The sequence below is a fragment of the Rhodoferax sp. U11-2br genome, assembly GCF_018619435.1.
Taxonomy (GTDB): domain Bacteria; phylum Pseudomonadota; class Gammaproteobacteria; order Burkholderiales; family Burkholderiaceae_C; genus Rhodoferax.
This window is the reverse complement of record NZ_JAHFZF010000039.1, coordinates 1-27,000: the sequence shown is the minus strand read 5'-3', so window position 1 is coordinate 27,000 and position 27,000 is coordinate 1. Positions and strand designations below refer to the sequence as shown.

Genomic DNA, 27,000 nt, shown 5'->3' with positions numbered 1-27,000 from the left:
GATGGATGACTCAATGAATCTGGATGCAGGTGACGGTGGAAGGGTGTTGCAAGAGTCAACGCCCAAAAAGAAAACTCGCGCCAGCCGTGCGCACCACGTGGTTGAAGCGGCTCGCCGACGGAATACTGAGCACGGCAACTTAGAAAACCTCCCATCCTGCCGCCTTGAATATGGGTCTGCCGACGGGAAGCCGACGCTAACTGCAATCTTCCCCAGAGAGGGCGGCGGCGAGCCTCTTCGAGCAGATATTGGCTTCATGCTGGAGTTCCCAAGACTGACGGAGTTTTTCGCTGAGGCGTTTCTCAGGTCCATGAAGAAAAACAGGCACTTAACGCGATTGAATACTACTCAGACCTTGAGAGGATCTTGGTTTGCCTATCTCGGTGAACGCGAGTACACCAATTTGCGTCCGGCGGATTTAGACGAACAGGTAATGACTGGGTTCAATACTTGGTTACATGGGAGGCGGAAAGTAGATGGAAACGCGCTTGCTCCTTTAACTAAGAAGTACGGACTCGGTAGCCTACGCACAGTCCTTGCCGCATCGAGCATGCCGCACTTGGCTGACCTGGTGCCGCGTGGCTCACGTGGAGCACAGCGCACGGCGATACCCACTGAGGTGCTGCAGTTCGACCAATTACTCGCTGTCGTTGCCGCCGTCGAAAAAGACATTCTCGCTCTGCGCGACCATTGGGACAAGAGCCAAAGTATTCTGAGGCAGGGACGAGAAATGCTCAGCAATGGTGCCGTACTTGAAAAAAGTCGGTTCACAGAAGGTGGTATGGCGTTTGAGGAATCGAATCTCGCAATAGCCCTGGCAATGATTGATCAGCGCCACCCCGGCGTGCTTCCCCACCACACTGCGATCGGTGCAGATAATGCGCTGCTCCGAGCCACGGTTCACGGAATCGGTGCGACGAATTTGACGCGCTACTTTTATGCTAGTTCGCGCGACCTAGTGCCTCTGGGTCTGAGCATCGCCATTGCGACCGTATTCAACCCAAACACGATCCTCGAATTGAATTGGAAAAATATTGACCGTAATGTAGACCCTTTGAGTAACGGGCGACGAGCGGTGCAGTTTGACGTCATGAAGGAGTCTGAAGAGGTGGAGACACCAATTGAGGCCGAAGCGGTCGACACAGAAACCCCATTGGTAAAGATTACCGGCGACAAGTCGCGTGCAAATCGCCAACTCGTCCGTCTGTTGGACCCGGAAGCCAGCGGTGTCAATCAGGTGAACCTGAATATGGTCCTCGATCTGCTCATTACCATGACCGAGCGCATCCGCCCATTTGTGATGGAGCCTTACAAGTATGGCGACCGTGTTTTTTTGCACGTCCCGTCAGCAAAGATGCAGGCAAAGGGTTTCGGAGGCGATGCTTACGAAGGGACAGGAGATTCGCGTTGGCAAGACGACTTAGCCAACTTTATCAAAAATCACAATCTCCCTTATTTCACACTCAAGATAATTCGAGCCACGATGTTGGACTACGTCCAACTCTTCAATCACGGAGATCTGGAGGCTGCGCGTCAGGTAGGAAACCATGCCAGCCGCGTCACCACTTGGACGCACTACACAAGCGACCTCGTGAAGCGAATGTTACGGGAATCCACCGGAGAGACCTTGCTGGTCAGAGAGCGGTGGCTGGACTCAGGCGGCAAGATCGACCCGCGCAAGCACCGTGACTGGACGAGCAAAGGGTGCGCCACGCCCGGCTGGATTTGCCTTGACCCGTTTGATTCTCCGCGTCCCAATCAAAAACAGGGCCGTCTGTGCAGCGCCTATGGTGAATGCCCGGATTGTCCGTTGTCTGCTGCACGGCCTGTTAATCCCCGGAACGTCATGCTCTATGAGGCTTTGCGCCGAGCCATCTACCGCAGCATTACGCGTGTAACCGCCCCCGTGTGGCAGGACCGATGGGCACCCGTGGTCGCAGCGTTGGACGGGCTACTGCTGAACGTTCCGGCTCAGGTTCTTCAGGATTCACGTGAACTCACCGTTGAGTTGCCCGACATTGGCTAAGAAGGCGTAACTATGAAACATACCCTGACCCCAATCATCGACCTTCCACAGCCTGAAAAGCCGTACCTGCCACCGCACGACCATCGACCTATCTGGGAGATGACCCCAGCAGAATTCGGCGAGTTCCAGGTCACGCCACTGAGCAAGGGTGCGGATAGCGTTTGGATATGGGAAAGGACTACCCCTGGACAAGCTAAGTCAGTGGCCCAAGTGAACTGGGGCATGGAACTCGGCGACGGCAGCCGACTCACCGATACCCGACATGCACTTCGGCTGGAGTGGGCCAAAAAACTTATGGCTCTCATCACGCACGCTCCAGTGGACGGTGTGGCGCCGGCAGCGGGATCAATGGGGCGTTACCACCGGGCGATCAATTGGCTTCTGTCATGGATGGCGCAGCGTGGCATGCAAACTCCAAATGAGCTGGATGTGGATGCATATCTCGAAGACCTGCCGCGCTACATTTCAGAGCGTGCGGACGAAGACGAAATTACATTTACTCAAGTCCAACTTTCCCTCAAAATCATCCCATACCTTTGGTCAGAGCGACGCTTGCTGACCAAGTGGGGGGTGCCGACCCTCCATCAAGCCCCCTTCCGCGAACACGGCACAAATTACTACGCTCGTATATTGGCGACCAAAGCGAGAGGCTGGATTCCGCCTTTGCCCGATGAGGTCGTAGTACCGATCTTCAACAACGTAGCTTGGTGGTTGGGGCAGCCGGCTGAGGATGTGCTAGCACTGATGAAGTATGTAGAGGACCCACTCGCAGGCACGGAAATTGAAGTAATGACTGGTAAACATAAAGGCATCCGAAAGCTAAAGGCCGGATATGGTGGAGTAGCTAGGCGAAGGCGTAACGGCCGCTTCTTTGCCGATTTCGTATTCAGCATCTTGCCCGGTGAATCAAAGCCTTGGCATGCGGCATTGGATGAGACCAAAAAGGACGAAAAAGGTCCTTATGCGCAGATACGCCTACTTTTCGAAGCAGTGCGCGATGCATGTGCCATGAGCATCCAAGGGATGTCAGGCATGCGCATCAGTGAGCTGATGGGCATCGAGGCAGGGTTCGATGCGGTGAGCGGGTTGCCCAGAGGCGTGCGGATTGAGTTATCGGCATCCGGCCTCTATGAGTTGTTCGTGATTCGCACACTTTTGTCCAAAACCGAAGCGGGCTTGCCCAGAGAGATGGATTGGGTTCTGGGTGCACGTCCAAAAGGTTCCATGGATGAACCGTTGCCCGTGCGCGCCCTGCGTCTACTTAACCGCTTGCATGAACCATGGCAGAGTCACGCCCCGACGCCCCGTTTGCTTCTCGCGATGCGATGCGGAGCAGGCTTTGTAACTAAAAACACGGGGCTAGCTGCGATGGGTACCACCGCGATGCGCGACAGCATGAAGCGCTTTATCGCCCGATGGGTCGACCTGTCGGGCTTGCCGGATGAGTCGCAGCACAAAATCAAGGACAACGACCTGATCGAGTGGCGCGAGTCCAAGGGGCACGTGTTCAAAAGTCATATGCTGCGAAAAAGTTGGGCACAGTTCATGTTCGCGGTCGACCCCAGTCTGATGCCAGCCATCCAGTTGCAGTTTCATCACCTCTCGATGGCTATGACGGACAGCGGTTACATCGGGAGCAACATGAGTCTACTCAATGATATGGACTCGGTGGCGACCCAGGCCCGCAACCTGATGATTCTCGAAAGCGTGCTGGGTCGCAACACGCTGGCGGGCAGGATGGGTGAGGAATTGGAACAGGCTACCCAGAAACTGGCTGAGCAAGTCAAGGGACTGCCGACTACCGATGCGTACAAGGAAGTGGTGAAGTTCTGCGAGCACGCGCAACTGCCTATCTTCTTCTCGCCTCACGGTGCCTGCATGCCGATGAAGACCCATGAGATGCGTTGCCAGGACGAGGCTGGCACTTCGTTGCTCCTGCGTAAGCAACCCAATGCCCGCACGCGCCAACCGTCACTATGCGCTGGCTGCGGCTGCTTTGTACTCGATGCCCGGCACGCGGATTTCTGGGCAGCGCGGTACTTGGACAACTGGCTGGCCTACAAACGGGCCGAGCGCAGCGGTGATGTCAGTGGCTACAAGGTCATCAAGGAGCGCGCCGAGCAGGCCGGCAAGCTGCTCAAGAAGATCGGCGTAAAGGTGTTGCAACTGGACCGACAGATTGAAATGACCTTGGAGGCCAAGCATGTCCCAGCCTGACCCTATTGAGCAGGACTTCCTCGAAGCCCTTCAGAGGTTGGTCGAGGGCAAACCGCAGAACAAGACACTCAAAGCGAGTGCCAAGGCGGGCAAGCTGAAGATCAATGCTGTCAGTGTGGCCCTTGAGGCCGGGCGCAGTCGGACGCTGATCGCCTTGGAGAATTGTCGCTACCCCAAGGTACGCGAGGCGGTCAAGCTCGCGCAAGGGGGTAAGAATTCGTTGCCCACCACTTACACGCAGCTCATCGAAAACCTGCGCGCGGACCTGGCTACCGTCAAGGCAGAAAGGCGCCTTCTTGAAACCAAGATGGCGGATCATGTGCTCGCCCGCCGAAAGGCCGAAGTGAATGCGCGCCGGGACTCAGCGGAGGCCGCCCGACTGCGCAAGCTGGTGATAGAACTTGAAAAAGTGGTTCACCTGCCGCAAAAGGAAACCGTATTGCCGCGCCTAGTGCTGATTCGCGGACTACATGGCTACGGAAAGAGCACCAAGGCCAACGGCTACCGCGAAGAAGGATACCAGCACTTCGAATCGGATCAGTTCTTCGAGTCGGAAGACGGTTATGCCTTTGACGAAACAAAACTGCCGCAGGCTCACGCATGGTGCCTAGAGCAGACACGCAAGGCGCTGGCCGATGGCGAGTACGTGGTCGTAGCCAACGTCTTTGCCACGGAGCAGGACGTGCAGCCCTACGTCGATCTTGGATTCGATTACCAAATCATCGAAGCGACCCACAAGGGTAAGTCGATCCACCAGGTTCCTGCCAATGTCGTGAAGCGCACAAAAGCCATCTGGGTGCCCACCGAGGCACTACTGAAGAAACTCACAACCAAGCCGGAGAAGCTCGTTAGAGCCAAGGTGGCGAGCATTCATTCTGCCCGGAAGGACAAGGAGTAATGGCGCGTCCCTCCATCGTCCCTGAAATCCTCGAAAAACTGGAGCCGTGGCTTGAGGCGCGCATGGCCGAGTTCCAGAGTCAGTCGGAGATTCGCCGCGAGCCTAACCTGCCATCCACCGTCGAGGGAAAAATCAACGTCCGCGAGTTGACTTTAGCCTTGGGATTGAAACGGTCGCAGGAGCAGCACTTCTTTAATCACAATGAACTGCGAACGCTCGTGAATGCCGCAGCGCAGGCGCAAGGCCTCGCTCCCATCGGGTCACGTGGATTGCTGTCGGATTGCCATTTCATTTTCCAGACGGTTTGACCACCTTTAATAGTCTTACCTCGGAGTTCAGTCTGCTTGCCACGCAGACTCCTGATATTGGCCCAACCGCAACGTCTTTATGTTGCACAGGACAGTAAGCCATTAGTGCAAAAAGAGAGCGCCCCGCAGCCATCATGAGACGGTAGAAGGTGGTTTTATTGGTTCAGTCCACAGTCTGGCGAACCGCCTGGTGGAGCACCTGACGATTCGCCAGCGTTTTGACGCCACACAATTGGGGTGCTTCGCGTTTTGGCAACAGGCCTTTGAGCGCACGCGGGTTGGACCGGGCGCCACTCGCCACATAGTCGGCCAGCAAGGTGCGTTGAACTTGGTCCAAAGGCAAAGCACACGGACCGATCAGGTAGTCACACAGCGCATCCACCAGCGCCTCGGGCGTCAGCCCACTGGTTTTGGTGGTGCTTTGCCAGAGCCAGTCGGCAAAACCCATGAACGCGTAAAACGGCGAAGGTGGCACCACGCTGGCTGGGGTGACGTCCCCATCGGCGCAAGTCTCGGCGCTTTCTCCCAGCAACAAGTTCAGCGTCTGCGTGAAACGCCCCGAATTGGCGACCAAATCCCAGTAGCGCGAGAAGCGCGTAAACCGCTGCATCGTAACCGCGTCCACGGCACCGGTTTGCAGCACGGTGTAGGGCGGCGCGGGGTCATAAACCATGCCGTATGCCACGTTGTGGCGGGAAATCGGCGCGCCGCGCAGACGCTTCAAAATCCCCAATTGAATCTCATGCGGCTGCAAGGCGTGCAGGCGGTCAAAGCCTGCTGCAAAACTCTCTAGCGACTCGCCCGGCAGGCCAAACAGCAAGTCGGTGTGCAAATGCGCGTTGGACTCCTGCACCAGCCAGCGCAAATTCAGTGCGGTTTTATCGTTGTCCTGCTTGCGCGAGATGCGTTGCTGAACCGCAAGATTAAAGCTCTGCACGCCCACTTCAAACTGAAGCACCCCCGGGGGGAACTGCGCAATCATGGCTTTTAGCCGATCCGGTAACTGGTCGGGCACGACTTCAAAATGCACGAACAAATCGTCCGTCATCCGGTCCAGAAAAAACTGCAGGATGTGCACCGAGGCGTCGATCTTGAGGTTGAACGTGCGGTCCACAAACTTGAAATTGCGCGCACCGCGCTGGTACAACCCCGCCATCTCGGCCAGAAAAGCGTCCAAGTCAAACGCCCAAGCGGTCTTGTCGAGCGAGCTTAGACAGAAAGCGCACCTAAAAGGACACCCGCGCGACGCCTCGACGTAGATTAGGCGGTGCGACAGATCGGCATCGGTGTACTCGGCGTAGGGCAGTACGATTTCGTCGAGCGGCGGCTCCTCACCCATGACGATTTTCATCAGCGGTTGCGGCCCATGCAAAAGCGCGCGGCACAGTTTGGGAAAACTCACATCACCCCAGCCTGTAATCACATGGTCGACCAGGCTGACAATCTCTTGCTCTCCCAGTTCATGGCTGACCTCGGGCCCACCCAGCACAACTTTGACCCCTGGTCGCTGGTTCTTGAGCAAGCGCACCACTTCGGTTGTTTGGGTCACGTTCCAAATATAAACGCCAAACCCGATGACCTGCACAGCGCCCGGTAGCGGCTCACCCAATGTCGCCAGCAACTCGGCCACCACCTCAGGTGCCCTACGCGCGATGGTGAACTCCCGCAGCACGGTTTGCCGCTTCAGCGCCCCCATATTGGCCAACAGGTAGCGCAGGCCAAGCGAGGCGTGGATGTACTTTGCGTTGAGGGAGGTCAGGACAATAGCGGGGGCGTGAGAGGAAACCATGCACGCATTATCGAATCCAAGATCAAAACCGGCTTCCTTAAAGACATCCAGTGACCTGATCTCCGGATTCGGTATTGGATACCCGACGTTAACCGGAACCGCATGAAACCCGATGGAACGTCGAAAGCTGACCCTCAATTTTGTTGTTGCCAACGTCAATTGAACCACCCCTGCCGATTTTGACTGAACAGGGCAAGTGGTCGTAAAGTCCGCGCCAGTATTTAGAATTCCCGGCACCTTGGGTGATCACCAATTTTCGGCCCACCCCCACCTGGTCAATTTGGCATCGGCAGCAACATCTAAGCCCAACGTGGCTTTTCTCAACAGTGAGATTGGTAGACTTGAGTGGTGATTCTGAGTCACTTTCGCAGAAATGAGTTGATTGACTCTCCTCAGAAAGGGTTGCGCTGCGCAACCCCAACCGGGCGCAACAGGCAAAGGGGACGACATGGATATTCTTGTTTTGAGCATCGTTGCTGGTCTCATTAGTGTTTTTGGCCTCTGGGTCGCAACGCGGCCTGTTTCTGAGGAGGTTGCAAAGGAGAAAACGAACAAGATGCCGGGGTCTCGTCGACCTTTGGTGACACCTCGCCCGCGAAGAGTTCGGCTGTTGAGCAACAGAAGATAGAAATTGCAAAAGCCTGTGTATGACCTGAACATCCCCCAAACGGGGGTATGGCGTCAGCAGCGCGCGAAACGCAATTTATAGCAGCCATGGCCTTATAACGCGGCCGTCGCATCACCGTTCCGGCAAACGAAGTCGCTCATGGCCGAGGCGATGAGTGACAGCATTCAGCCTTCAACAGTCGGTCGCCCGGAAAACTGGTCAACCTTCAGGCCTGTGACTCTTCAAGGCTGGTTGCAGTCGGTCGGATTTCTCCTAAGCGGACACTCGAAGTTACATTCAACGAACATCATTTCCGAACCTGCCACCACCTCTACGCAGCAGAATTTGCAGCGCCAGGGTGTCAGCCGCACATGGCGCCACTTTGCTCCGCGGTCAGTTCCAGAAGAGTGTACTTTGGTTGCCCTGTTTCAATATCCTGAGCTCACGCGATGACTAGCTTCGACTGAGCCACCCAGAAGGGGTCATTGGATGCCTTGATAACAAGATTTCGCGTACTCGCCATCTGAGTCTACCCTGCGAATCAGGAGCTCGCTTTCCTCTCGGCAGCTCGCAATTCCTCGTACAGAGTCTTGAGCATCGGAGGAGTGAGCTGACCATACTGATGACAATACGCTTGCGCCTTGTCCATTCGCCCCGCTGCAGCAAGGCCCTTGACGATAGCTACCAAGTCTTCTTCTTGGAACACTGGACGAAACCCTTTTAGTGCTTCGTCAAAAATTTGGGCAACCTCGTCTGGGGATTCCTTCACATGTGCTGCCAAGTACTCAAGCAGGATGTGGCCATGGTGGTTCACGTCGGCAAATGGCGCGGCTTCGGACCAGACCTGCACAATGGGCTGCTCAAGCTTGGCCACAAATGGAGCCAGGTAGCTAAGGTCTGACTGCAGCTTTGGATAGGCATTGCCTCGGTCGCGAATAACCTCGGCAACACGTTGCCAGAAATCTAGAATCTTCGGCGCATGCGGTGACGGCGCTCCGCTCTTGCCCCGCAGCGTCCAATAGAACCAGCAGAGTTCGGAGAGCTCTTGGACCCGAAGCTCAGTGATTAAGGTTGAAAGAATGCCCGTACCTGTCAGCGGTTCATCGCCGTTCAAGTACGCCACGGCAAGGAACTGGACGGCTTTCTTGTGGGCTTCCTTGGGCACAGCATCCCCGGAAACCATCCGCCCAAGGTGACCGCCGTCAGCAAGTTTTCGGAAGAGCCACTTGTACACTTGCGTCTGATAAGCGAATCCATGTGCGGCACACCGCCAAGCCGTATCATTTGCCTTCGAAAAGATACGGTCAAAGTTGCCTTCAACCCACTGAGGATTGAGGAAGTGCAGTCCAGGGCAATACATCCCAGCAAGAGTGGCAAAGTCACCGTTTTGGCCGACTTCACTTGTCGCCAGCTCTGCATTCAAACGGCCGTCCACCAAACTCCAAGCAAACGCTGTGTCCGAACCAACTCGCCCAACCGCCATGGAAGTAGTGATTAGGGCCTCAAGGGTCTTGCCTCGCGGCGAATTGATTGCTTGGGACACCGCTTCATCGGCATCATTTGGAGAGATGGCGGGTGTCACTTCGAGTACTTTGACGAGTGCGTTGACCAAGCGAACGACGAGCTCCTTTGGAAGCTTGTCGCCCTGTGCACCTGACTTGACCAGCATGGCAATATCACCAATGACCCACTGCGTGTTTGGCTCATGGCCGTCAGGCACAGGCGCATTGGCGTCGACCTGAAATCCTGGCGACCCGACGATTGACTCAATGAGACCGACTGTCGCTTCCCAGTCGATTTCGCGCTTGTCTTGAGTCCAGCGGTCTCTCAACCCACTGAGCAATCCATGCTGATAGGGCCGGGGCATGTCAATAAACCGGGCAGTCCTTTGGGAAAACCCGTCCTCACTTGCTCTTACAGCTGCCGCCAGCTGCGATGCAAGACCGCGATACGTCGGCCCTTCCCATCGAGAGGGCTCAGGCCTGAAGGAGAGCAAATACGCGAATAACTCTTCATCAGACATCGAGAGCAAAGACTCGGTCGATACAGGACTAAGCTCACCAGACCAGGGACTGGATTCCATGTATGTGTGAAAGTCAGGATGGCTGCGTGGAGCGCCGAGCTGCTTTACCAGCTCTCCGTACATTGCGTCTATCTCGGCATCACCGTTTCCAGCCGCCGCTCCCAAGATGTCGCGACGCTGCTCATCGTCCACCTCATCAGTAAGTGCCCCATCGGGTCCCAATTTGCGAAGACCGCCCACAGCCTCCAGAAAACGCTTTCGTTCTGCAGCACTGAATCGAGAAAATGCCTTCTTCACGAGCCAGTAAGTCTCATGCCAGTACTCGACTCCGCTCAGCCACTCGGGCTTGAAAGATTCCCAAAAGGCAGTGGACACTGCGGGTGGACCGTAATGCTCGCTACAAACATACAAGCCGATTCGAACAACGGTCACCAGTTCAGATTTCAGCAACAGCCTCACCACAGCTGCCGCTACCTCGGGAGTACCTTCAGATATTGCTCCCAATGCAGAGTCTCGTACCATGTCCACAAACGTGCTAGGCACACTGTGGTCATTCGAATCCTGTTCGTGGTCCTCGATGGCTGACCGCCAGATATAGGAGTGCCGGTCCTTTCCGGGCGGTTCAAGGCACTGCGCCAGTCGACCAATGAACAGCGAAACAGCAACTACCCCAAGGCGCTCGCCGAGCCTCTTGGCGGAAGGCCTCACTGAATCCTTGAGGCGGTTCAGGTTCACAACGCTTGTCAATTCATTGCTCATGGCACAACCTTCTCAGGCTTAAGTTCTGTCAACACTTCCATCAGCAATTTCGCTCGCGCCCAGTCGGTAGGTGCCTCACTTTCAAGCAACCTTGGCAGAAGCTTATTTCCAAGCTCTTCGCCAGCGGAGCCTCCATCAAAGCGAGAGCTCACCCAAAACTTGACTAGCTCCATGTCTGTATCTTGGATTACATCCAAGGGCAAACTGGAAAAGATGGTGGCGAGGGTCCAGTAGGTCCGCCAATTTTCGAGCCCCTTGGCTTGACCGTCTTTGGTTATGGCACGCACTATTTCAGCAGCTCGGGCGGCGGTGCCGCCAGTGAGGCTCGGCGCGATTCGCTCCAGGTAGCGAACCGCCGGCCAATCTGGTGCTTGTACATACCCTTCACGACCAGGTGGAGTAACAAGCCCAGGACTGTGCTTGACGTCGAAGTAGCCTGCCCCGTCCAAATCGGCGAACCAAAGGTCACTCTTCAAAATGTTCATGAAGTAGGAGACGAGGTCAGGATGCTCCTGAACAAGACGGATTGCTGCTTCGCGGTGAGGACCACTGGGTGTCGCCACAAAGTCATCAAGGCGAGCCTGGAGGTCCAAAGTATTCGGCGCGCGCACATCCAACAAAGGGCGCCAGGACTTGAAGAGCTCGACCAACTCACCGTATCCTTTGTTGTCGATGCAATACTTAATTACTTCAACTCCGCACTCCTCGCGGAAGTAGTGCTCGATGTATTCCGTCTGTTTCTGCTCATTGGACCGGTACGCGTACAAGAGAAAGTGGCGTCGCCCATCACCTGGGACGCTGACATCCTTCATGCGCACGATGTACTCGAGAATTTCCAACTCTGCCAAACCATAGCCGACAAAAAGCACGGTGTAGTTTTTGAACATCGCTCGAAGGAAGCTTCGAACTTTCTCATCGGCATAGTGACGGAGGTAATCACTCAAAGACACCACCATTGAGGATGGAACCGTGTACGCCCCATGCAGATGAACTACCGCCCCCTTCTCGGTCAGCCGGTCAGGCGTTAAATGGTCAGTCAGGTAGTACTTGGGCGAGCCAAAGGTTGGGCCTGCTGAAGCGGACGATGCGTCGGCGGGAGCTGCAACCGCAGCGCCTGGACGAGCTACATGTAACCACTTGTCATAGTTGGTTGTGACAAAAACAGGCTGCATTTCGGACAAGACCCCGTACAGCTCTTCGCCCTCCGGTTTCTGAGGGGAGCCATGCAATAGCTTGTCGAAGTCGGGCGCTATGTCGTTTTGCTTGGCCAAGCTCATTGCAATCGACAATGTGCGGCGCGGGTCCGCCATGTTCCGCAGTTGCTCTGCCTCAACGAAGTTCAGAACGCCTTTTTCGTAAAGCGTATTGACGACCCCGGCAGCGAAGCCAACCCAGTTAGGGCTGCCGCAGAGTACGGAAGCTCCAGCGCCAACGAAAACCACGAGCTCTCCGTGTTTTGCAGCTTCAAGAATTCGACTCGGCGGAGGTGGATGCACTACCTTTGTCATGTTTTATTGAAGGATGGCTTTCGGTTCTGCATGCATGCCCACACTAGTCATTGTTAAGTAGCTCCCGCAAGAATGGAAATTCTTCGCAGCACACTTTGTCAATCTTCGACCTCAGTGTCGCATGGATGGATGAATCGTGGGTGCCGACGCATAGGTAAAGTCAAGTTGGCTATCGGGCGGGTAAGTTCGATTTCTGTAGACCCGTTTTCGCTGCAATACAGGTGCCCGTTCCAGGCTGGTTGCCGTCGACAGGGCCCGACCCATTGCTGTCGTAGCGGCTGTCCAAATCGATGCCCGATAGCGGACATTCACGCGTCTACAGTTTTTTGCCGCCAATGTCCGCTACCGAGGTTGCCCATCCTCAAAGTGGTCGTCTCGTGACGACCAGGTGCTGCCATTGGGAATCAGTGCTCACAAGCGGCCATTCGCTGAGCCAATTTCTCCAAAGTAGTCATCCACCACGAAAAATCAGAAGGTCGGCACAGTCGGCTTCTGTGCAGCGGTAGGAGTCATTGGAGATGTGGCCACGCATGGCCCAAGAAGCCCAAAATCCATCAATAGCGAATGACGGCTCTAACGCAGCCTGATACGCCAGACTAACCCGTCAAGATTCAACGAATCAACACCTGACCACGGCAAATCCTGCAAACCGTTTCAGCAGCAGCCGGTGGAAAGTAGATCCAGTCTCAAGCTTGTGTGTCCCACATCTAGAGCTTGCCCCAGTCGCCTCTTCACTAACCCTCTACTTCGATGTGCTCAGGCAGAACGATGGGTGCGGGATGGATTTTTGCAATATTTCATGCAAGAAATTTTCAAAGAATATACAATATTGCCATATTTTGATATTTGTCGACATTAAAGAGGGCAGCGCAGTATGAATAAAGTAGCAGCAGTGCCTCAGCGCACATCAGATGTCACCAGCTTGACATCCAGTTCGCCAGATCTGGATATCAGCGAGTTTTTGGCATTCAAGCTGGGCGAGGAAGAGTACGGCATGGACATTCTGCGGGTGCAGGAAATCCGCTCCTTCGAGCGCCCCACCCGCATGGCCAACGCGCCCGAGCACATCCTGGGGGTAGTCAATCTGCGTGGGGTGATCGTGCCCATTGTGGACATGCGTATCAAGTTCCAGCTCAACCCGGTGAACTACAACACCTTCACCGTGGTGATTGTTCTCAACATTGGTGCCCGAGTGGTGGGCATGGTGGTTGATGGGGTCTCGGACGTCATCACCCTGAGCCCGGAGCAACTGCGCCCGGTGCCCGAGCTGTCATCGGCCATTGGCAGTGATCACCTGCTGGCCATTGGTTCGCTAGAGAACCGCATGCTCATTCTGATCGACATCGAAAAACTCATGAGCAGCCCAGAGATGAGGCTGGTCACTCAACAACTCGCAAACTGATACATACACCCGGAGGATTACCATGTCAGCATTAAGCAAAATGCGGGTTTCGACCCGACTCGCACTGGGCTTTGGCCTGGTGATTCTGATTGGCATAGCTATTGCCATTTACTCAGCCGTTCAAATGCGCTCTTTGTCGGCCCAGTTGGACGAGGTGGCCAACAACCGCATGCTGAAGGTGGCCCAGTTCACCGAGGTCAAAGACAACCTCAACGCCATTGCGCGCTTCACGCGCAACATCCTCATCACCACTGATCCAACATTTGAGGCCGGTGAAAAGAAAAAGATTGCTGAATTGCGGACCGCAAACACCGAGCTGTTGAACAAACTCGAATTGAGTATCAAGCTGCCCAAAGCAAAGGAGTCCCTCAAGATCATCAACGACACACGGGGCAACTACAACAAGATCTTGGATCGCGCTATTGAATTGGACGGAAATGGCAAAAAGGAAGAGGCCGCAGCGTTGCTGACGGGCGAAGTGCTGCCGCTACAAACCGTGCTCTTCAATGCCGTCGAAGACTCACGTGTGATACAAAAGGAAATTGCAGAGGGATTGGCCAAGGATGCAGTTCAAGCAGCAGGCTTTGATGCCACACTAATGGCGATTTTGGGTTTGCTGATGCTGGTTGTAGGTACTGGTATGGGTTGGTTGATAACCCGTGACCTGTCCCGTTCTCTTGGCGCCGAACCCAGCGACCTGTCAGCGGTGGCTGGCCGTGTGGCTGATGGTGATTTGAGTGCAACTTTACAGGTTCATAGCAGTGACACCACCAGCGTGATGGCCGCCATGGCACGCATGCAAACGGCTTTGGTGGGTGTGGTCTCCTCGGTACGTAACGGCTCCGAGTCGGTGGCTACCGCCAGCGCCGAGATCGCTCAAGGCAACAACGACCTTAGCCAACGCACCGAAGAACAGGCCAGCGCGCTGGAAGAAACCGCGGCCTCCATGGAAGAACTTTCCTCGACTGTCAGACAAAACGCTGACAACGCGCGTCAAGCCAACCAACTCGCCCAAAGCGCCAGCACCGTGGCGATCAAGGGCGGTGAAGTGGTCGCCCAGGTGGTTGACACCATGAAAGGCATCAACGAATCAAGCCGCAAGATCAGTGACATCATCAGTGTGATTGATGGCATCGCCTTCCAGACCAACATCCTGGCCTTGAACGCGGCCGTAGAGGCTGCGCGTGCCGGAGAACAAGGTCGCGGTTTTGCCGTGGTCGCCAGTGAGGTGCGCTCTTTGGCGGGCCGCTCGGCAGACGCGGCCAAAGAAATCAAGACCCTCATCAGCACCAGTGTGGAGCGAGTTGAGCAAGGCACTGCCCTGGTTGATCAGGCCGGAGCCACAATGACCGAAGTGGTGGGCTCCATCCGCCGGGTCAACGACATCATGGGTGAGATCAGTGCGGCCAGCACCGAACAAAGCCAGGGGGTGAGTCAGATTGGAGAAGCCATCCAACAGATGGACCAGGTCACCCAGCAAAACGCGGCGCTGGTCGAAGAAATGGCTGCTGCTGCCTCAAGCCTCAAGAGCCAGGCACAGGACCTGGTACAGACGGTCGCGGTGTTCAGGCTGGCAGCCGGGCAGGAGGGGACGTTCTCAGCTGATGCTGCGCGTCTGACCAAGCCGGTCACCCACAGCGCACCCAGGCCGCTTACACCCAGCAAAAAAGGTGTGGCCAAGTCTGGCTCCAAACCTGTGGCGCTGACCAACCAGATCAGCAGAGCTAAGGAAGGCAATGGCGAGTGGGAGAATTTCTAAAGCTTGTCTGTCGCAACCGGAATGAGGTGACTGCAACGGCATCTGTGCACTGGGCGAGCGCGTTATCGGGGCACAGAAGAACTATGCGCTGCTCTCAAGAGCGCGGATCGAATGCTTGCACATGTTGCCAACAAATGTCCGCTTTGGATCTTTGAATTCGACCCAAAGGAATTCCGTTTTTGGTCTGGTCCTGACCATGCCAGCTGACATCCCAATGACTTCTGTCAGCCTTGAAGAGTCACAGGCCTGAAGGTTGACCAGTTTTCCGGGCGGCCGACTGTTGAAGGCTGAAAGCAGGTCTACACGACGGTCCGGTAGCGTTGCACGTACCGCTGCAGTCGACCAGACGCTGTAAGCAGTCATACGACTATTCAGCCTGACCGTCGGCATCAGTCTGGTCCAGCCCAAGGCGCGACGAATCAGCCCTCGCGGAAGGCGGTTGCCTCAACCCGGTGTCTGCCCCGACTTGGTAGACGCCGCGGGCTTCACCAGCCGCGCGATCTCACCACCGCACGCGCTGAAGTTGCTGGCGTATTCCTCGGGGTTGTCGAACAGCACCTGGGCTTGCATCAGGCGGTCGAGTTCCTGTTTTGCGTAGACCAGGATGCCCGCGCTGCTGCCGCCCGAGGCCCAGGGATAGCCCAGCTCGCGGAACTGGCGCGCGATGTCGCGGTGAATGCGCACATGCGTCTGCTCGTGTTTCATCACGTGCGCATAGGCACAGCTGCCCGGCGGGATCTCGCTGGCCACGCGCAGCACCGGTTTGATGTAATCCAGCCGCACGACGACGCCCTGGCAACTGGTCTGCGGCATCACGGCCAGCTTGGTCTCGACAACGACGTGGCCGAGTTGCGTACCGCTGGGGCCGGCGCCCTTGCCGATCTTCGTCAGTTCGGCGGCCGGCTTGGCGTTGTCCACTTCCGGGTCGGCGAACCAAGCCGCAGTGAAACGCACCGCCTTGTCGCAGGGCGGCAGGTTGGCGGACTGCGCCTGGAAGCAGGCGCTGGCCAGCATCAGAGCGAGCAGGTTTTTCATCGTAACCTTCAGGTTATCGGCAAGAAGCGCTCGTCCTGAAGCGGTGGCCGCAAGGCGGCTATGGGCCAGTTGCTGTCAGTCGCGAATGACCGCTGTCCGGAAGCCAAATGACTCCGACAGTTTGCAGCATCAGGAATCCCATTCAGTTGGGGAAACCTGGAATGCCAACGAATCAAGGCTGGTTTTTCGCCTTTGAATCGCCCCGGTTTTCGTGGAGGCTGGATAGTTAAAGTGAAACCGGGGATTCGGTCTTCTGGGTAAGTTGCCGGTAGAAGTTGGCCTCCGCCTCGGCAGGTGGAATATACCCAATGGGTTCCAGCAGTCGGTGGTGGTTGAACCAGTGCACCCACTCCAGGGTAGCGAGCTCCAATGACTCCTTGGTTTTCCACGGGGCTCGGCGGTGAATCAACTCAGCCTTGCACAGCCCATTGATCGTCTCGGCCAGGGCGTTGGCCGATGCAATTGGCGACGAGAGACAACATTTCTCCCTCTTCTTCCGATGGCGCACTGGCCCACACAACGACATTTTCGCGACATGCCAGACGTATGCTCCGCTCGCGCCAACTCCTGGTGAGGTTCTGTCTGAGTCGATCACCCGCCAGGTGTGTGACGCTCATTTCTTACAACCACTCAATCCTCATAACTGCTATGAAAAAAACTCGGTCTGTTTTAGTTTGTATTTTTGCTTTGCCTACCCTCTCCTTCGCTCAGTCAGGGCTACAGCCCGGGTCGACACCCAGTCGTTGGAGCCTGGGTTTGGGTGTTGGGGTTTCGGATAGCGTCTACGCCGGTGAAGGCACAAAGTCCACGCTACTGCCATTGATTCAATATCAAGGCGAGCGATTCTTCTTACGTGGACTGACTGCTGGCGCCCACCTTTACCGCAGCCAAACATTCGGTCTGGACGCCATTGCTTCTGCCCGGATGGACGGGATAAAAGTTGAAGACTTTGGCGTGCAGGAACTGGCTAAAAATGGTATCAACCGAAGCCTGCTAGTAGATCGAGATGGTGGTGTCGACATGGGTTTGGCCGCTTCATGGCGTAGCTCGGTCGGCAAGTTTGAGTTAATTGCAAAGGCAGATGTGACCGGCACCAGCGAAGGATTCGAGGTGGAGGCCAAGTATGGTTACGATTTCATGATGTGGAGCGGCAAACTCACACCCAACGTCGGTGTGAGCTACCTTTCCAAGGACATGGCCAACTACTACTACGGCACCTTGGATGCAGAGGTTGCGCGCGGTGTGGTTGACTACAAGCCCGGCGCGGCGACCATTCCCAAGATCGGTTTGACCTACGCACGCCCTGTCGGTGAGGATTGGACTTTCATAACATCAGTGAAATATCAGTTCTTGCCCAGCAAGATCAGTGACAGCCCGCTTCTCAAGTCAAGTGCCAATGGCGAAGCGTCGTTCATGTTTGGTCTCTCTCGAAGCTTCTGATGTGGTGCACTGTCGGCTATCAGGGGGTATCACAAGGGAAGGTGCAGGCATGTGCATGAGACATCCTTGGGTCATTTGTGCCGTGGTGGCATCCATCCTTGTCGCGGGTTGCGCTGTGCAACCCGCGTATGCGCCGATCCCGCTGAATTCGCCAGCAGTGTGGTCATCGTCAAGCCCGGACACAACAGAGGATTCCACTGCGGGTCGTAGGCCCGTCGTGGAGGCGTGGTGGACGGCGCTCGGTGATCCTGCGATTGATGCGTTGACACCTATTGCACTCAGCGAAAGCCCCACCTTGGCGCAGGCAATTGCACGCATGGATGAAGCGAGGGCGGCACTCGGTAGTAACTCGGCGCAGCGCTTGCCTTCGATCAGCGCGGATGTTGGTGCAGAGCGCGCGCGCAGCTTGGATAGCATTAGTACGGGCACCACGACGGCTGACGGCACCCATGCCGGTTTGCGACTAGGCTGGGAGCTTGATTTGTTCGGTCGAATTCGGCAATCGATCGAGGCTGCAAGCAGCCGCCTAGATGCGCGTAGCGCCGATGCTCAAAGCGCACGCTTGGTTCTGGCTGCCCAGTTGGCCAACGGCGTGGTGGGACTGCGCGCGTGCATGTTTTCCGAGCAAGTTCAGGCTGCGGATATGGCCTCACGCGCAAGAGTGTTACAACTTGTACGTCTTCGCTTGTCGGTAGGCGCTGCGGCACCGGTGGAAGAAGCCCGCGCCGTCGCCAGTCTGACAGCAGCCCGCACCCGCGCCGTTTCGCAACAAGAGCAGTGTGCGCGCCAGACACACGCGCTGACCATGTTGTCCGGCCAGGATAGCGCTGCCATTCGGAAACTTGTGATGACACCGGCTGCTGCGAGTGCCCAGTCCAGCGGCAGAAGCACTTTCATGCCACAAACCCCGGCAATGTCACTGTCACTTCCGGCGAGTGTGCTCCAAGCGCACCCCGACGTGATTGCCGCCGAGCGTGAAGTCTCGGCAGCTTGGGCAGAGGTGGGGGTTGCACGAGCGAATCGCTTGCCACGCATTGATCTGATTGGCGTGCTGACTGGAAACTGGCTGCGTGCGGGAGGATCTTCGCTGAGTTATAGCACCGGATCTTTGGCGGCATCGCTGACGGCTCCATTGTTCGATGGCGGCGCAGGCGCTGCGAATGTCGACGCTGCTTCGGCCAGGTACCGGTCGGCAGAGGCAGCATTGCGCCAAGCCGTCCGTCTAGCAGCTCAGGATGTAGAAAATGCCCTCACTGGCAGCGCGTCAGCATACCAGCGCCAAAGCACAGCGCAAGAGTCGTTGGAGGCTGCGCATGTCACCCTGCGGGCCACCCAGGCCCAATGGGAGGCTGGTGCGGTGAGCCTATTTGAACTAGAAGATGTGCGACGCCAGCATGCCACTGCCGAGGACGATGTGATCTCTGCCTTGCGCGACAGCGCACAAGCATGGATTGCCCTGGTGCAGTCATTCGGAAACACCGTGGTGGTGAGTTCCGCCACACCGACAAACTAACAAACCTGTGTCCACCCATGAATGAGAAAACCAGCGCACCTATTGCTGAGCAAACGCCGGGAAAACGCCAGCGCATCAAGCCAATAGTGGCCCTCACTCTGTTTTCCACACTGGCCGTCGGGGCTGCCGCCTGGCTGGTGCTGGATCCCCTAAATGCGCTGACTGCAGAACCTGCGACTAAAACCGCAGTGGCGATGACCGTGACCGACACCACTGCACGTATGGTGGCATGGCCGGTGCAATTGGATGCTTCGGGCGCCATCGCGCCATGGCAGGAAGCAGTGATCGGAGGACAGGTCGATGGGGTGCGACTTACCGAGTTGCTTGTCGGCACAGGTGATACTGTGCATCGAGGCCAGGTACTAGCTCGCTTTGACACCGAAGCTCTGCGTTCAAATGTCGCACAGTCACGAGCTGCGCTCAGACAGGCTGAAGCACAAGCCGCACAGGCTCTCGCTAACCGTGACCGTGTGCTCAAGCTCAAGGACAGCGGCAGCATCAGTGAGCAAGATGTGCTGCAGTCTGTGACCCAGGCTGACGTTGCATCAGCGCAACTGGAGTCAAGTCGCGCCCAGTTGGCCTCGCAGGAACTGCAGCTGCGGTATGCCACCGTACTTTCCCCCGACGATGGAGTCATTAGCGCTCGCAATGCAACAGTCGGAACCGTTGGTGCGGTCGGAGAAGAACTGTTTCGACTCATTCGGAAGAATCGGCTCGAATGGCGCGGTGAGTTGACCGCTACGCAGTTGGGTCAGGTTGCGCAAGGCCAGACCATAACGTTGGCATTGCCAGATGGCCGGACCGCCAAGGCCAAGGTCAGACAGATGGCGCCATTGCTGAACTCGCAAACACGTCTCGGCGTGGTTTACGCCGACATCTTGCCCGGGAGCACTGCGCGCGCCGGTATGTATGCCCAAGGACGTGTTGTGGTGGCACAACGACCCGCTGTGGTGGTACCTGCTGGCAGTGTGGTGATCCGTGATGGGCGCAGCCACGTGTTTCGATTTAACGTGCAGCAAGATATCCCTAAGGTGTCGCTTCAGGCTGTGAAGGTCGGTCGCCGTCAAGCCAGCGATGTCGAGATTCTTGACGGATTGACCGATGGTGATCGAGTGGTTGTAGAGGGTGCCGGGTTTCTGAACGATGGCGACAGCGTTCGGGTCATCAGGACAACTGCGGCTGCAATTCCTGCTATGTCGACCACGGGGAAATGAACGAAATGAACTTTGCCACTTGGTCAATACGCAATCCGATACCTTCGATCCTACTGTTCGCGCTGCTCACGCTTGCGGGTGTGTGGGGACTATGGACACTCCCCATCCAGGACTTGCCCGACGTCGAGATGCCAGTCGTCCGCGTCGCACTTTCTCAGCCCGGAGCAGCTCCGGCGCAGCTCGAAACTGAGGTAGCACGCAAGATCGAGGATTCACTAGCGACTTTAGACAGGGTCAAACACATCAAAACGATGGTCACGGAGAGCAACGTGAACATTGCGGTGGAGTTTGAACTGGGGAAACCCATCTCCGACGCCTTGATGGAAACCAAGGATGCCATTGATCGAGTGCGCTCTGACCTGCCTAGCGATGTGGAGCAACCCGCAGTCAGCGCGGTGCGTGCCAGCAGCGAAGCCATCTTGACCTATGCCATCTCTATACCAGAGATGGAAGAGGAGGCTCTGTCCTGGTTTGTCGACGACACCGTGGGCAAGACGATGCTGGGCGTTAAAGGCGTTGGCCGCTTCGAGCGCATCGGCGGCGTGGTACGGGAGGTGCGCGTGACCTTGGATCCAGCGCTGCTTATCGCGCACGGCGCCACGGTTGGTGAAATCTCGCAGGCATTGGGTCGTGTCCAGCAGCAAAGCTCTGGCGGGCGAGGAAAGCTCGGCGGCGGCGAACAATCTCTGCGGACGATTGCACTGGTTGGTCAGGCGGCTGAGTTGGCGGCCTTGCCAATTGCGTTGATGGACGGGCGATCACTGCGGCTGGAACAGCTGGCGACAGTCACCGACACGGTTGCCGAACGCAGTCAGATCGCACTATTGGACGGAAAGCCTGTCGTGGGCTTTCGCATCTATCCTTCCAAAGGACAGGACGTTACGCGCATCGATGATGGCGTCAAGGCTGCGTTGTCTCAATTGCAACAAACTCGGCCGGGGATGCAGGCGACTTCGGTGACCAACAGCGTGGACTACACACGTGAACAGTTCAAAGGCTCTGTGTACATGCTGTATGAGGGGGCCATACTGGCCGTGCTAGTCGTGTGGCTGTTTCTGCGAGATTGGCGTGCCATGTTGGTGGCAGCATCGGCCTTGCCGCTGTCAATCATGCCAACCTTCGCGGCCATGGCCTGGTTTGGTTTTACGTTGAACACAGTGAGTTTGTTGGCGCTGGCGGTGATCGTCGGCATCTTGGTGGACGACGCGATTGTCGAAGTCGAAAACATTGAGCGCCACGCCCGCATGGGCAAGTCGATGGGCAAAGCCACGGCTGATGCCGTCACGGAAATTGCGCTAGCGGTGATTGCCACCACGATGGCCCTCGTGGTCGTGTTTCTTCCGACCGCGATGATGGGCGGAGTGGCGGGACTGTTTTTCCGGGAGTTTGGATGGACCGCCGTGGTCGCCGTGTTGGCATCTTTGCTTGTGGCTCGCTTAATCACCCCAATGATGGCTGTCTATTTGTTGAAACCGCATCAGTCCAGCGCAAATGCTCCGAAAGCGGAGGTTGATGATTACGTGATGCTAGGGTACCTGCGAGTGGCACGTTGGTGCCTTTCCCATCGCAAATCCACATTGGCATTGGCATTCGCCTTTCTGGCCGGGTCGCTCGTCCTCGTGCCGCTATTGCCAACGGGCTTGATGCCGGCATCTGACCGCGGCTATACCACGGTGAGCATTGAGTTGCCTCCTGGCAGCGCACTGCACGACACCCTCTCGGTGGCCGAGGTGGCTCGCGCTCGCCTGTCCTCTGTTCCCGGCGTTCAGCGTGTACTGTCTACTGTTGGTGCAGGAGCGGCGGACAGCGACGATCTACAAGGCGGAGATGTACGCCGCGGGGCTCTCGATGTGACACTGGCTCCGCGAGCAGAACGAACTGACCAGACCTCCATTGAGAATGCCATGCGCGCCGCATTGCAGCACGTACCAGGGGCACGCTTCACAGTCGGTAGTGGCAACATCGGCGAGCGGATGGCAATCATCTTGGCTAGTGATGACGCCGTCGCGCTGAAGTCCAGCGCGACGGCACTGGAGGCCGAGATCAGAGGCGTACCGGGACTGTCCAACATCAGCTCCACTGCCAGCCTGGAACGCCCCGAAATCACCGTCCGCCCCGATCTCGTGCATGCCGCCGAGCAGGGTGTCAGCACGGCTGCGATCGGGGAGACAGTGCGCATCGCCACGGCAGGTGATACGGACTCACAGCTAACGCGGCTCAATCTCGACAACCGGCAGGTGTATATCCGAACACGGTTGACGGAAGCTGTCCAGCAGGACGTAGAGGCGCTTGGGAACCTTCGTGTGCGCGGCCGCGAAGGCCTTGTGCCGATTAGCAGCTTAGCGCGCCTCGACGTGGGCAGCGGACCAGCCCAGATTGAACGCTATGACCGCCGCCGCTATGTGACCATTTCGGCAGAACTCGGCGGTACATCGTTGGGCGATGCGCTAGCCAACACCCAGGCATTGCCGGCAGTGCAAGCCATGCCATCAAGCGTACACATTGTCGAGGCAGATGATGCCGAGCTCATGGAGGAACTGGGACTTGGCTTCGGGCTTGCCATCCTTATTGGCGTTGTGTGTGTGTATTGCGTTCTGGTGCTGCTCTTTAAAGACTTTCTGCATCCGATCACCATTCTCTCTGCAGTTCCTTTGTCCTTGGGCGGCGCCTTCGTCGGCCTGCTGCTCGCTGGCAGCGAACTGGATATTCCATCAATGATTGGATTGGTCATGCTGATGGGCATTGTGACGAAAAATTCCATCCTGCTGGTCGAGTACACGATTTTGATGATGCGTGAACATGGTATGGCGCTGAACTCTGCCCTGATTGACGCATGCCACAAGCGCGCCCGCCCCATCGTGATGACGACCATCGCCATGATCGCGGGCATGCTACCGATCGGCTTGGGTTTGGGGGCCGACGCGAGTTTTCGTCAGCCAATGGCTGTGGCCGTGATTGGTGGACTACTCACGTCGACCGCATTAAGTCTACTGGTCGTGCCGGTGGTGTTTTCCTACGTGGACGGAGCGCACCGATGGATTCGTCGTTGGGCGCTGCCGCGCGCGGTCGCAAGAGACCTGCAAATTGCATGACTGAAGGCAACTCAGACCAAGTCAAAGTCTAGCCCCCACCCTGTAGCGAAACTTGAATAAGCTCTATTACTCACCAGGGGCTCGACACCCAATCAACTCGATGGCAAAGCCATTGTCTTAGATGAGACCTACTACAAATCATGAGAAATGACACCGACGAACCATGGCTGATCTTCGATGGCTACGTGTGCAGATTGAAGAGCCCGTCCGTAGGCCTTTCTCCATGCGCTTTCTCACATTTGGTTCGCAGAGTCCCGGTGATGTCATTGAAAAGCGTGATGAGATGATTGCTCTGGCCTCCAGTCATGTCCCTTGTCCTGCCATTGGAGAGTAACTTTGAACGCGCAGTTACTTTCGTTGCAATTTGGTCAAATGGGGTGTCAATCTGGCTTTTCTGGGCTTGGTTATTATCATTGTTTGCAACTTTACGCGCGATCTTTGGATGCTGTGCAAATGACATGTATCGCATCGGTCGCATGTATCCCGCCAACCACTATTGCGCTTTTGCTATGGAAATGTCTGCCAAGTGAACGCTAGCACAAATCGTCCGGAACCTCTACAGATTCTCATTGTTGAGGATAACCGTGCGTTGGCGGCCAACATCTTCGACTATCTGGAAGCTTGTGGGCACATCCCGGATGCAGCGCCCGATGGCACATCGGGCTTGAGTCTCGCTATTCAAAATCGCTACGATGCGATCATCCTAGACTGGATGTTGCCCAGGATGGATGGAGTAAGCGTATTGCGAAAACTGCGACAGGAACACGGGTGCGTCACGCCTATCATCATGCTTACCGCCAAGGACCAGCTCGAAAGCAAGCTGTTGGGTTTTGAGAATGGCGCAGACGACTACTTGGTCAAGCCTGTTGCGCTACCTGAACTTGAGATCCGTTTGCGTGTGATGGTCAGTCGCGCGCAAGCCCGCGCGGCAATTGGGCGTACTTTGTGCGTGAGCGATTTGACCTACAACCTGGACAGTTTGGAGGTCACGCGCGGTTCACGCGCACTCAAGCTGTCCGGAACTTTAAGAAACGTCCTTGAGTTACTGATGCGCGAGTCACCCAGGCCCGTCCGTCGGGAACGCCTTGAGCGGCTGATTTGGGGGGACGATGTTATGAAGGGAGATCTTCTACGCTCAAACATGCACTTGTTGCGACGGGCTATCGACCAACAGGGCGAACTAAAGCTCTTGCACACGATCACCGGCACTGGGTACCGTTTGGGTGGTACTTCTGAATGAGGCTTCCGTTGCGCTTACGCAGTCTGCGGTGGTTAATCAATGGCAGCCTGTTGATGTTTGGTGCCATGCTCGCGTTCGTGCTTGTTGTCCAGGGCAGACTTAGTCAGGGATTGGTTGAACATCCAATCTGGCAGCAGGTGCTTGCATCGGTTACGCGGAGCGTTCTGCAATCTCGCCAGATGGACATTGGCTACATGCTTCCCACCAAAGGTGTGGTGAAGGGCTGGTTTTTGGCCAATGGTGAACCTGCCCCCCCCGACATGCCTGCCTTTCTATCCACGCTCGCTCCTGGGTACTACAGGGAAAGCGAGCTTGACAATATTGCGGATCCTTCGTATTTGGCGAAATTCATGACAATACTTACCCCGCGATGGGGACCTTTTGCCGACGCAACGCGGGCCCGAATCTACACAGTTTTAGTCACGTCCGTACCGCACGGCAGACTAATCATGTCGATTGATATGACAGAACTTGAGGACGATCAAAATGGGAGCGTCCAACTGAGCGTGCTCTTTCTGCTGTGCAATCTGTTTCTGATAGGCTTGGTGATCTGGTGGCTTCATCTGAGCTTAACTCGACCTGTTGAGGATCTGGCGCGGCGGATGCGTGAGCTCGACCCATTGAAACTGTCACAGCGACTTCCTACAACTTACCGAAAAAGCGAACTGAAGACAATCGCACAGGAAGCAAATGCGCATCTGGAACGAGTTGAGCTTGCACTCGAGCGCGAGCGCAGTTTGTTAGACCAAGCCAGCCACGAATTTCGCACTCCTTTAGCGATCATTTCCGGCGCAACTGACGTGCTTCACAAACACCAATTGCCCGAGCACGCGCAGCGTCCGCTGGACCGCATTGACGAAGCAATAGAGACACTTACCCAAACGATGGACGCGTTGCTGTATCTGTCGCGTGAACCAAGTCCGGATGAGCGTAAACAAGTCACCGTCCTGGATGGGCTGCTCCCCAACTTAGTACGCGACCATACCTACATCCTAGCTGGAAAGCCCATGCAATTCGTGCTTGATGCCATCGAGCATGTTTCCTTGCAAGCGCCTGAGTCAATGGTGCGCATCGCTGTCGGGAACCTGCTTAGGAACGCTGCCGAGCACACGCATGAAGGGGAGATTCGCGTCTCGCTATCGAAAGTAAAGCTGTGCATCCGAGACTCCGGCCCTGGCTTTGATGCCACACAAGTCGCGCAGCGATTTACTGAGTCACTTAAGCAACCCGGGAAGCGGGCTGGTGGGGCAGGTATGGGGTTGTTCCTGACCCAACGCATCTGCGAGCGTTTTGGTTGGCGTCTAACATTGGAATCCTTGGTGTCCGGTGGTACCTCTGCGACCATCCATTTCCTGCGCCAATAGACAGTCCCCCGCACGACAGTCACACTCTGGCATACCCCCAACCACCTGGGTACGGTAGTAGCCTTAACGCAAATGCCATACTGCATCCTATGCAGTCAAATTCAGTCCTCGAAGGCTATTTCCTTGAACTCGGCAAGGACCTCCACGTAGATGCCAACCAGTCGCTGTTGCGCGCGGGGGCTGTGGCAAAACACATCTACCTCATTCAGGTCGGTGCTGTGCGGCTTTGTGCGCGCAATGCCCAGGGCGCTGAGACCAGCGTCCAATTTTTCTTTGAGGGCGACATGGTCAGCTCACTGGAAAGCATGGTGAGCGGTTGCCCCAGTGGTTTGGATTTGATCGCTATCGAAGCGTGCGACCTGCGTGTTATTGATCGAGATACGTTGCTTGCGCTCCTGCGGTCAAATCCTCTCTTGCAATCCCAATTACTGGCTCTCACGCAGCAGCGGCTCATCGACTACATTCATCTCTATACCAGTGCCATCTCTGAAACACCGACGCAACGCTACCAGGCCATGCTGGTGACGCACAAGGACCAATTGGCGCGTATTCCACTGCACATTCTGGCCAGTTACTTGGGCGTCACCCCGGTGCATCTGAGCCGAATAAGGCGAACGTTAAAAAAGGCCAGTCAGCTTTCGCAATCCGACTGAACATTTGTAAATGACAGGTTGACGCAGGACACGCACCATCGACCCCTTTCTTGGAGGTACTTCAATGGTGTTCGATGCGTTTTTCCTGTTTCCAATTCTTGGCGCTACTGTCCTCGCCCTGGCGGGCGCGAAGGCGGCCCGGTGGCTTTGGTT

General features: G+C 56.3%; 17 protein-coding genes and 1 pseudogene. 13 read left to right on the top strand and 5 right to left on the bottom strand.

Annotated elements, in window-relative coordinates:
* Position 1 precedes the first annotated feature (1 nt).
* From KKO72_RS18720 to KKO72_RS18705, 4 genes are read left to right on the top strand one after another with little or no spacing between them, the layout of a single operon-like run.
* Positions 2-2,026: a hypothetical protein gene (locus KKO72_RS18720; RefSeq protein ID WP_214942656.1), complete on the top strand. Its 2,025-nt coding sequence runs from the start codon at positions 2-4 to the stop codon at positions 2,024-2,026.
* Positions 2,027-2,038: 12 nt separating this feature from the next.
* Entirely contained in the window at positions 2,039-4,243 is a 2,205-nt protein-coding gene (locus KKO72_RS18715; protein ID WP_214942653.1) for an integrase, read from the top strand.
* Positions 4,230-5,141, top strand: a complete 912-nt coding sequence (locus KKO72_RS18710; RefSeq protein ID WP_214942650.1) for a hypothetical protein — start codon at positions 4,230-4,232, stop codon at positions 5,139-5,141. Before KKO72_RS18715 ends, KKO72_RS18710 begins: the two co-directional genes overlap by 14 nt.
* A complete protein-coding gene (locus KKO72_RS18705) occupies positions 5,141-5,449 on the top strand; it encodes a hypothetical protein (protein ID WP_214942647.1) in 309 nt (102 codons plus the stop codon). The genes KKO72_RS18710 and KKO72_RS18705 overlap by 1 nt, the downstream gene beginning before the upstream one ends.
* 163 nt (positions 5,450-5,612) lie before the next feature.
* On the opposite strand, the gene KKO72_RS18700 is transcribed toward KKO72_RS18705, so the two are convergent.
* The 3 genes from KKO72_RS18700 to KKO72_RS18690 form a co-directional block, all read right to left on the bottom strand.
* Entirely contained in the window at positions 5,613-7,238 is a 1,626-nt protein-coding gene (locus tag KKO72_RS18700) for a B12-binding domain-containing radical SAM protein (protein WP_214942674.1), read from the bottom strand.
* Positions 7,239-8,386: 1,148 nt separating this feature from the next.
* Entirely contained in the window at positions 8,387-10,627 is a 2,241-nt protein-coding gene (locus KKO72_RS18695) for a hypothetical protein (RefSeq protein WP_214942644.1), read from the bottom strand.
* On the bottom strand, positions 10,624-12,135 hold the full coding sequence (locus KKO72_RS18690) for an SIR2 family protein (RefSeq protein WP_214942641.1): 1,512 nt from the start codon (positions 12,133-12,135) through the stop codon (positions 10,624-10,626). Before KKO72_RS18690 ends, KKO72_RS18695 begins: the two co-directional genes overlap by 4 nt.
* A gap of 874 nt (positions 12,136-13,009) precedes the next feature.
* Between KKO72_RS18690 and KKO72_RS18685 the strand changes: the two genes are divergently transcribed.
* Positions 13,010-13,537 (top strand): chemotaxis protein CheW, encoded by a 528-nt coding sequence (locus tag KKO72_RS18685; protein WP_214942637.1) that lies wholly within the window; start codon positions 13,010-13,012, stop codon positions 13,535-13,537.
* 22 nt (positions 13,538-13,559) lie between these two features.
* The gene (locus KKO72_RS18680) at positions 13,560-15,296 is read left to right on the top strand and encodes a methyl-accepting chemotaxis protein (RefSeq protein ID WP_214942634.1); all 1,737 of its coding nucleotides are present in this window, start codon (positions 13,560-13,562) and stop codon (positions 15,294-15,296) included.
* 444 nt (positions 15,297-15,740) lie between these two features.
* Here the strand turns inward: KKO72_RS18680 and KKO72_RS18675 are convergent, their stop codons facing one another.
* Together KKO72_RS18675 and KKO72_RS18670 are read right to left on the bottom strand one after the other, a co-directional pair.
* Positions 15,741-16,331 (bottom strand): hypothetical protein, encoded by a 591-nt coding sequence (locus tag KKO72_RS18675; protein ID WP_214942630.1) that lies wholly within the window; start codon positions 16,329-16,331, stop codon positions 15,741-15,743.
* Positions 16,332-16,557: 226 nt separating this feature from the next.
* Positions 16,558-16,782 (bottom strand): annotated as a pseudogene (locus tag KKO72_RS18670) (IS3 family transposase); the annotation flags it as partial.
* A gap of 305 nt (positions 16,783-17,087) precedes the next feature.
* Between KKO72_RS18670 and KKO72_RS18665 the strand changes: the two are divergent.
* From KKO72_RS18665 to KKO72_RS18635, 7 genes are all read left to right on the top strand, one after another.
* The gene (locus KKO72_RS18665) at positions 17,088-17,771 is read left to right on the top strand and encodes a MipA/OmpV family protein (protein WP_214942627.1); all 684 of its coding nucleotides are present in this window, start codon (positions 17,088-17,090) and stop codon (positions 17,769-17,771) included.
* A 49-nt stretch (positions 17,772-17,820) separates the two neighbouring features.
* Positions 17,821-19,284 (top strand): efflux transporter outer membrane subunit, encoded by a 1,464-nt coding sequence (locus KKO72_RS18660; RefSeq protein ID WP_371736907.1) that lies wholly within the window; start codon positions 17,821-17,823, stop codon positions 19,282-19,284.
* A 17-nt stretch (positions 19,285-19,301) separates the two neighbouring features.
* A complete protein-coding gene (locus tag KKO72_RS18655) occupies positions 19,302-20,498 on the top strand; it encodes an efflux RND transporter periplasmic adaptor subunit (RefSeq protein WP_214942620.1) in 1,197 nt (398 codons plus the stop codon).
* Positions 20,499-20,503: 5 nt separating this feature from the next.
* Complete coding sequence (locus KKO72_RS18650; protein WP_214942617.1) at positions 20,504-23,590, top strand: efflux RND transporter permease subunit; 3,087 nt, start codon at positions 20,504-20,506, stop codon at positions 23,588-23,590.
* A gap of 526 nt (positions 23,591-24,116) precedes the next feature.
* Positions 24,117-24,830, top strand: coding sequence for a response regulator transcription factor (locus tag KKO72_RS18645; protein ID WP_214942614.1), 714 nt, complete (start codon positions 24,117-24,119; stop codon positions 24,828-24,830).
* Positions 24,827-26,194, top strand: a complete 1,368-nt coding sequence (locus KKO72_RS18640; RefSeq protein ID WP_214942611.1) for a HAMP domain-containing sensor histidine kinase — start codon at positions 24,827-24,829, stop codon at positions 26,192-26,194. Before KKO72_RS18645 ends, KKO72_RS18640 begins: the two co-directional genes overlap by 4 nt.
* An 89-nt stretch (positions 26,195-26,283) precedes the next feature.
* Entirely contained in the window at positions 26,284-26,847 is a 564-nt protein-coding gene (locus KKO72_RS18635) for a Crp/Fnr family transcriptional regulator (RefSeq protein ID WP_214942608.1), read from the top strand.
* Positions 26,848-27,000: the final 153 nt, after the last annotated feature.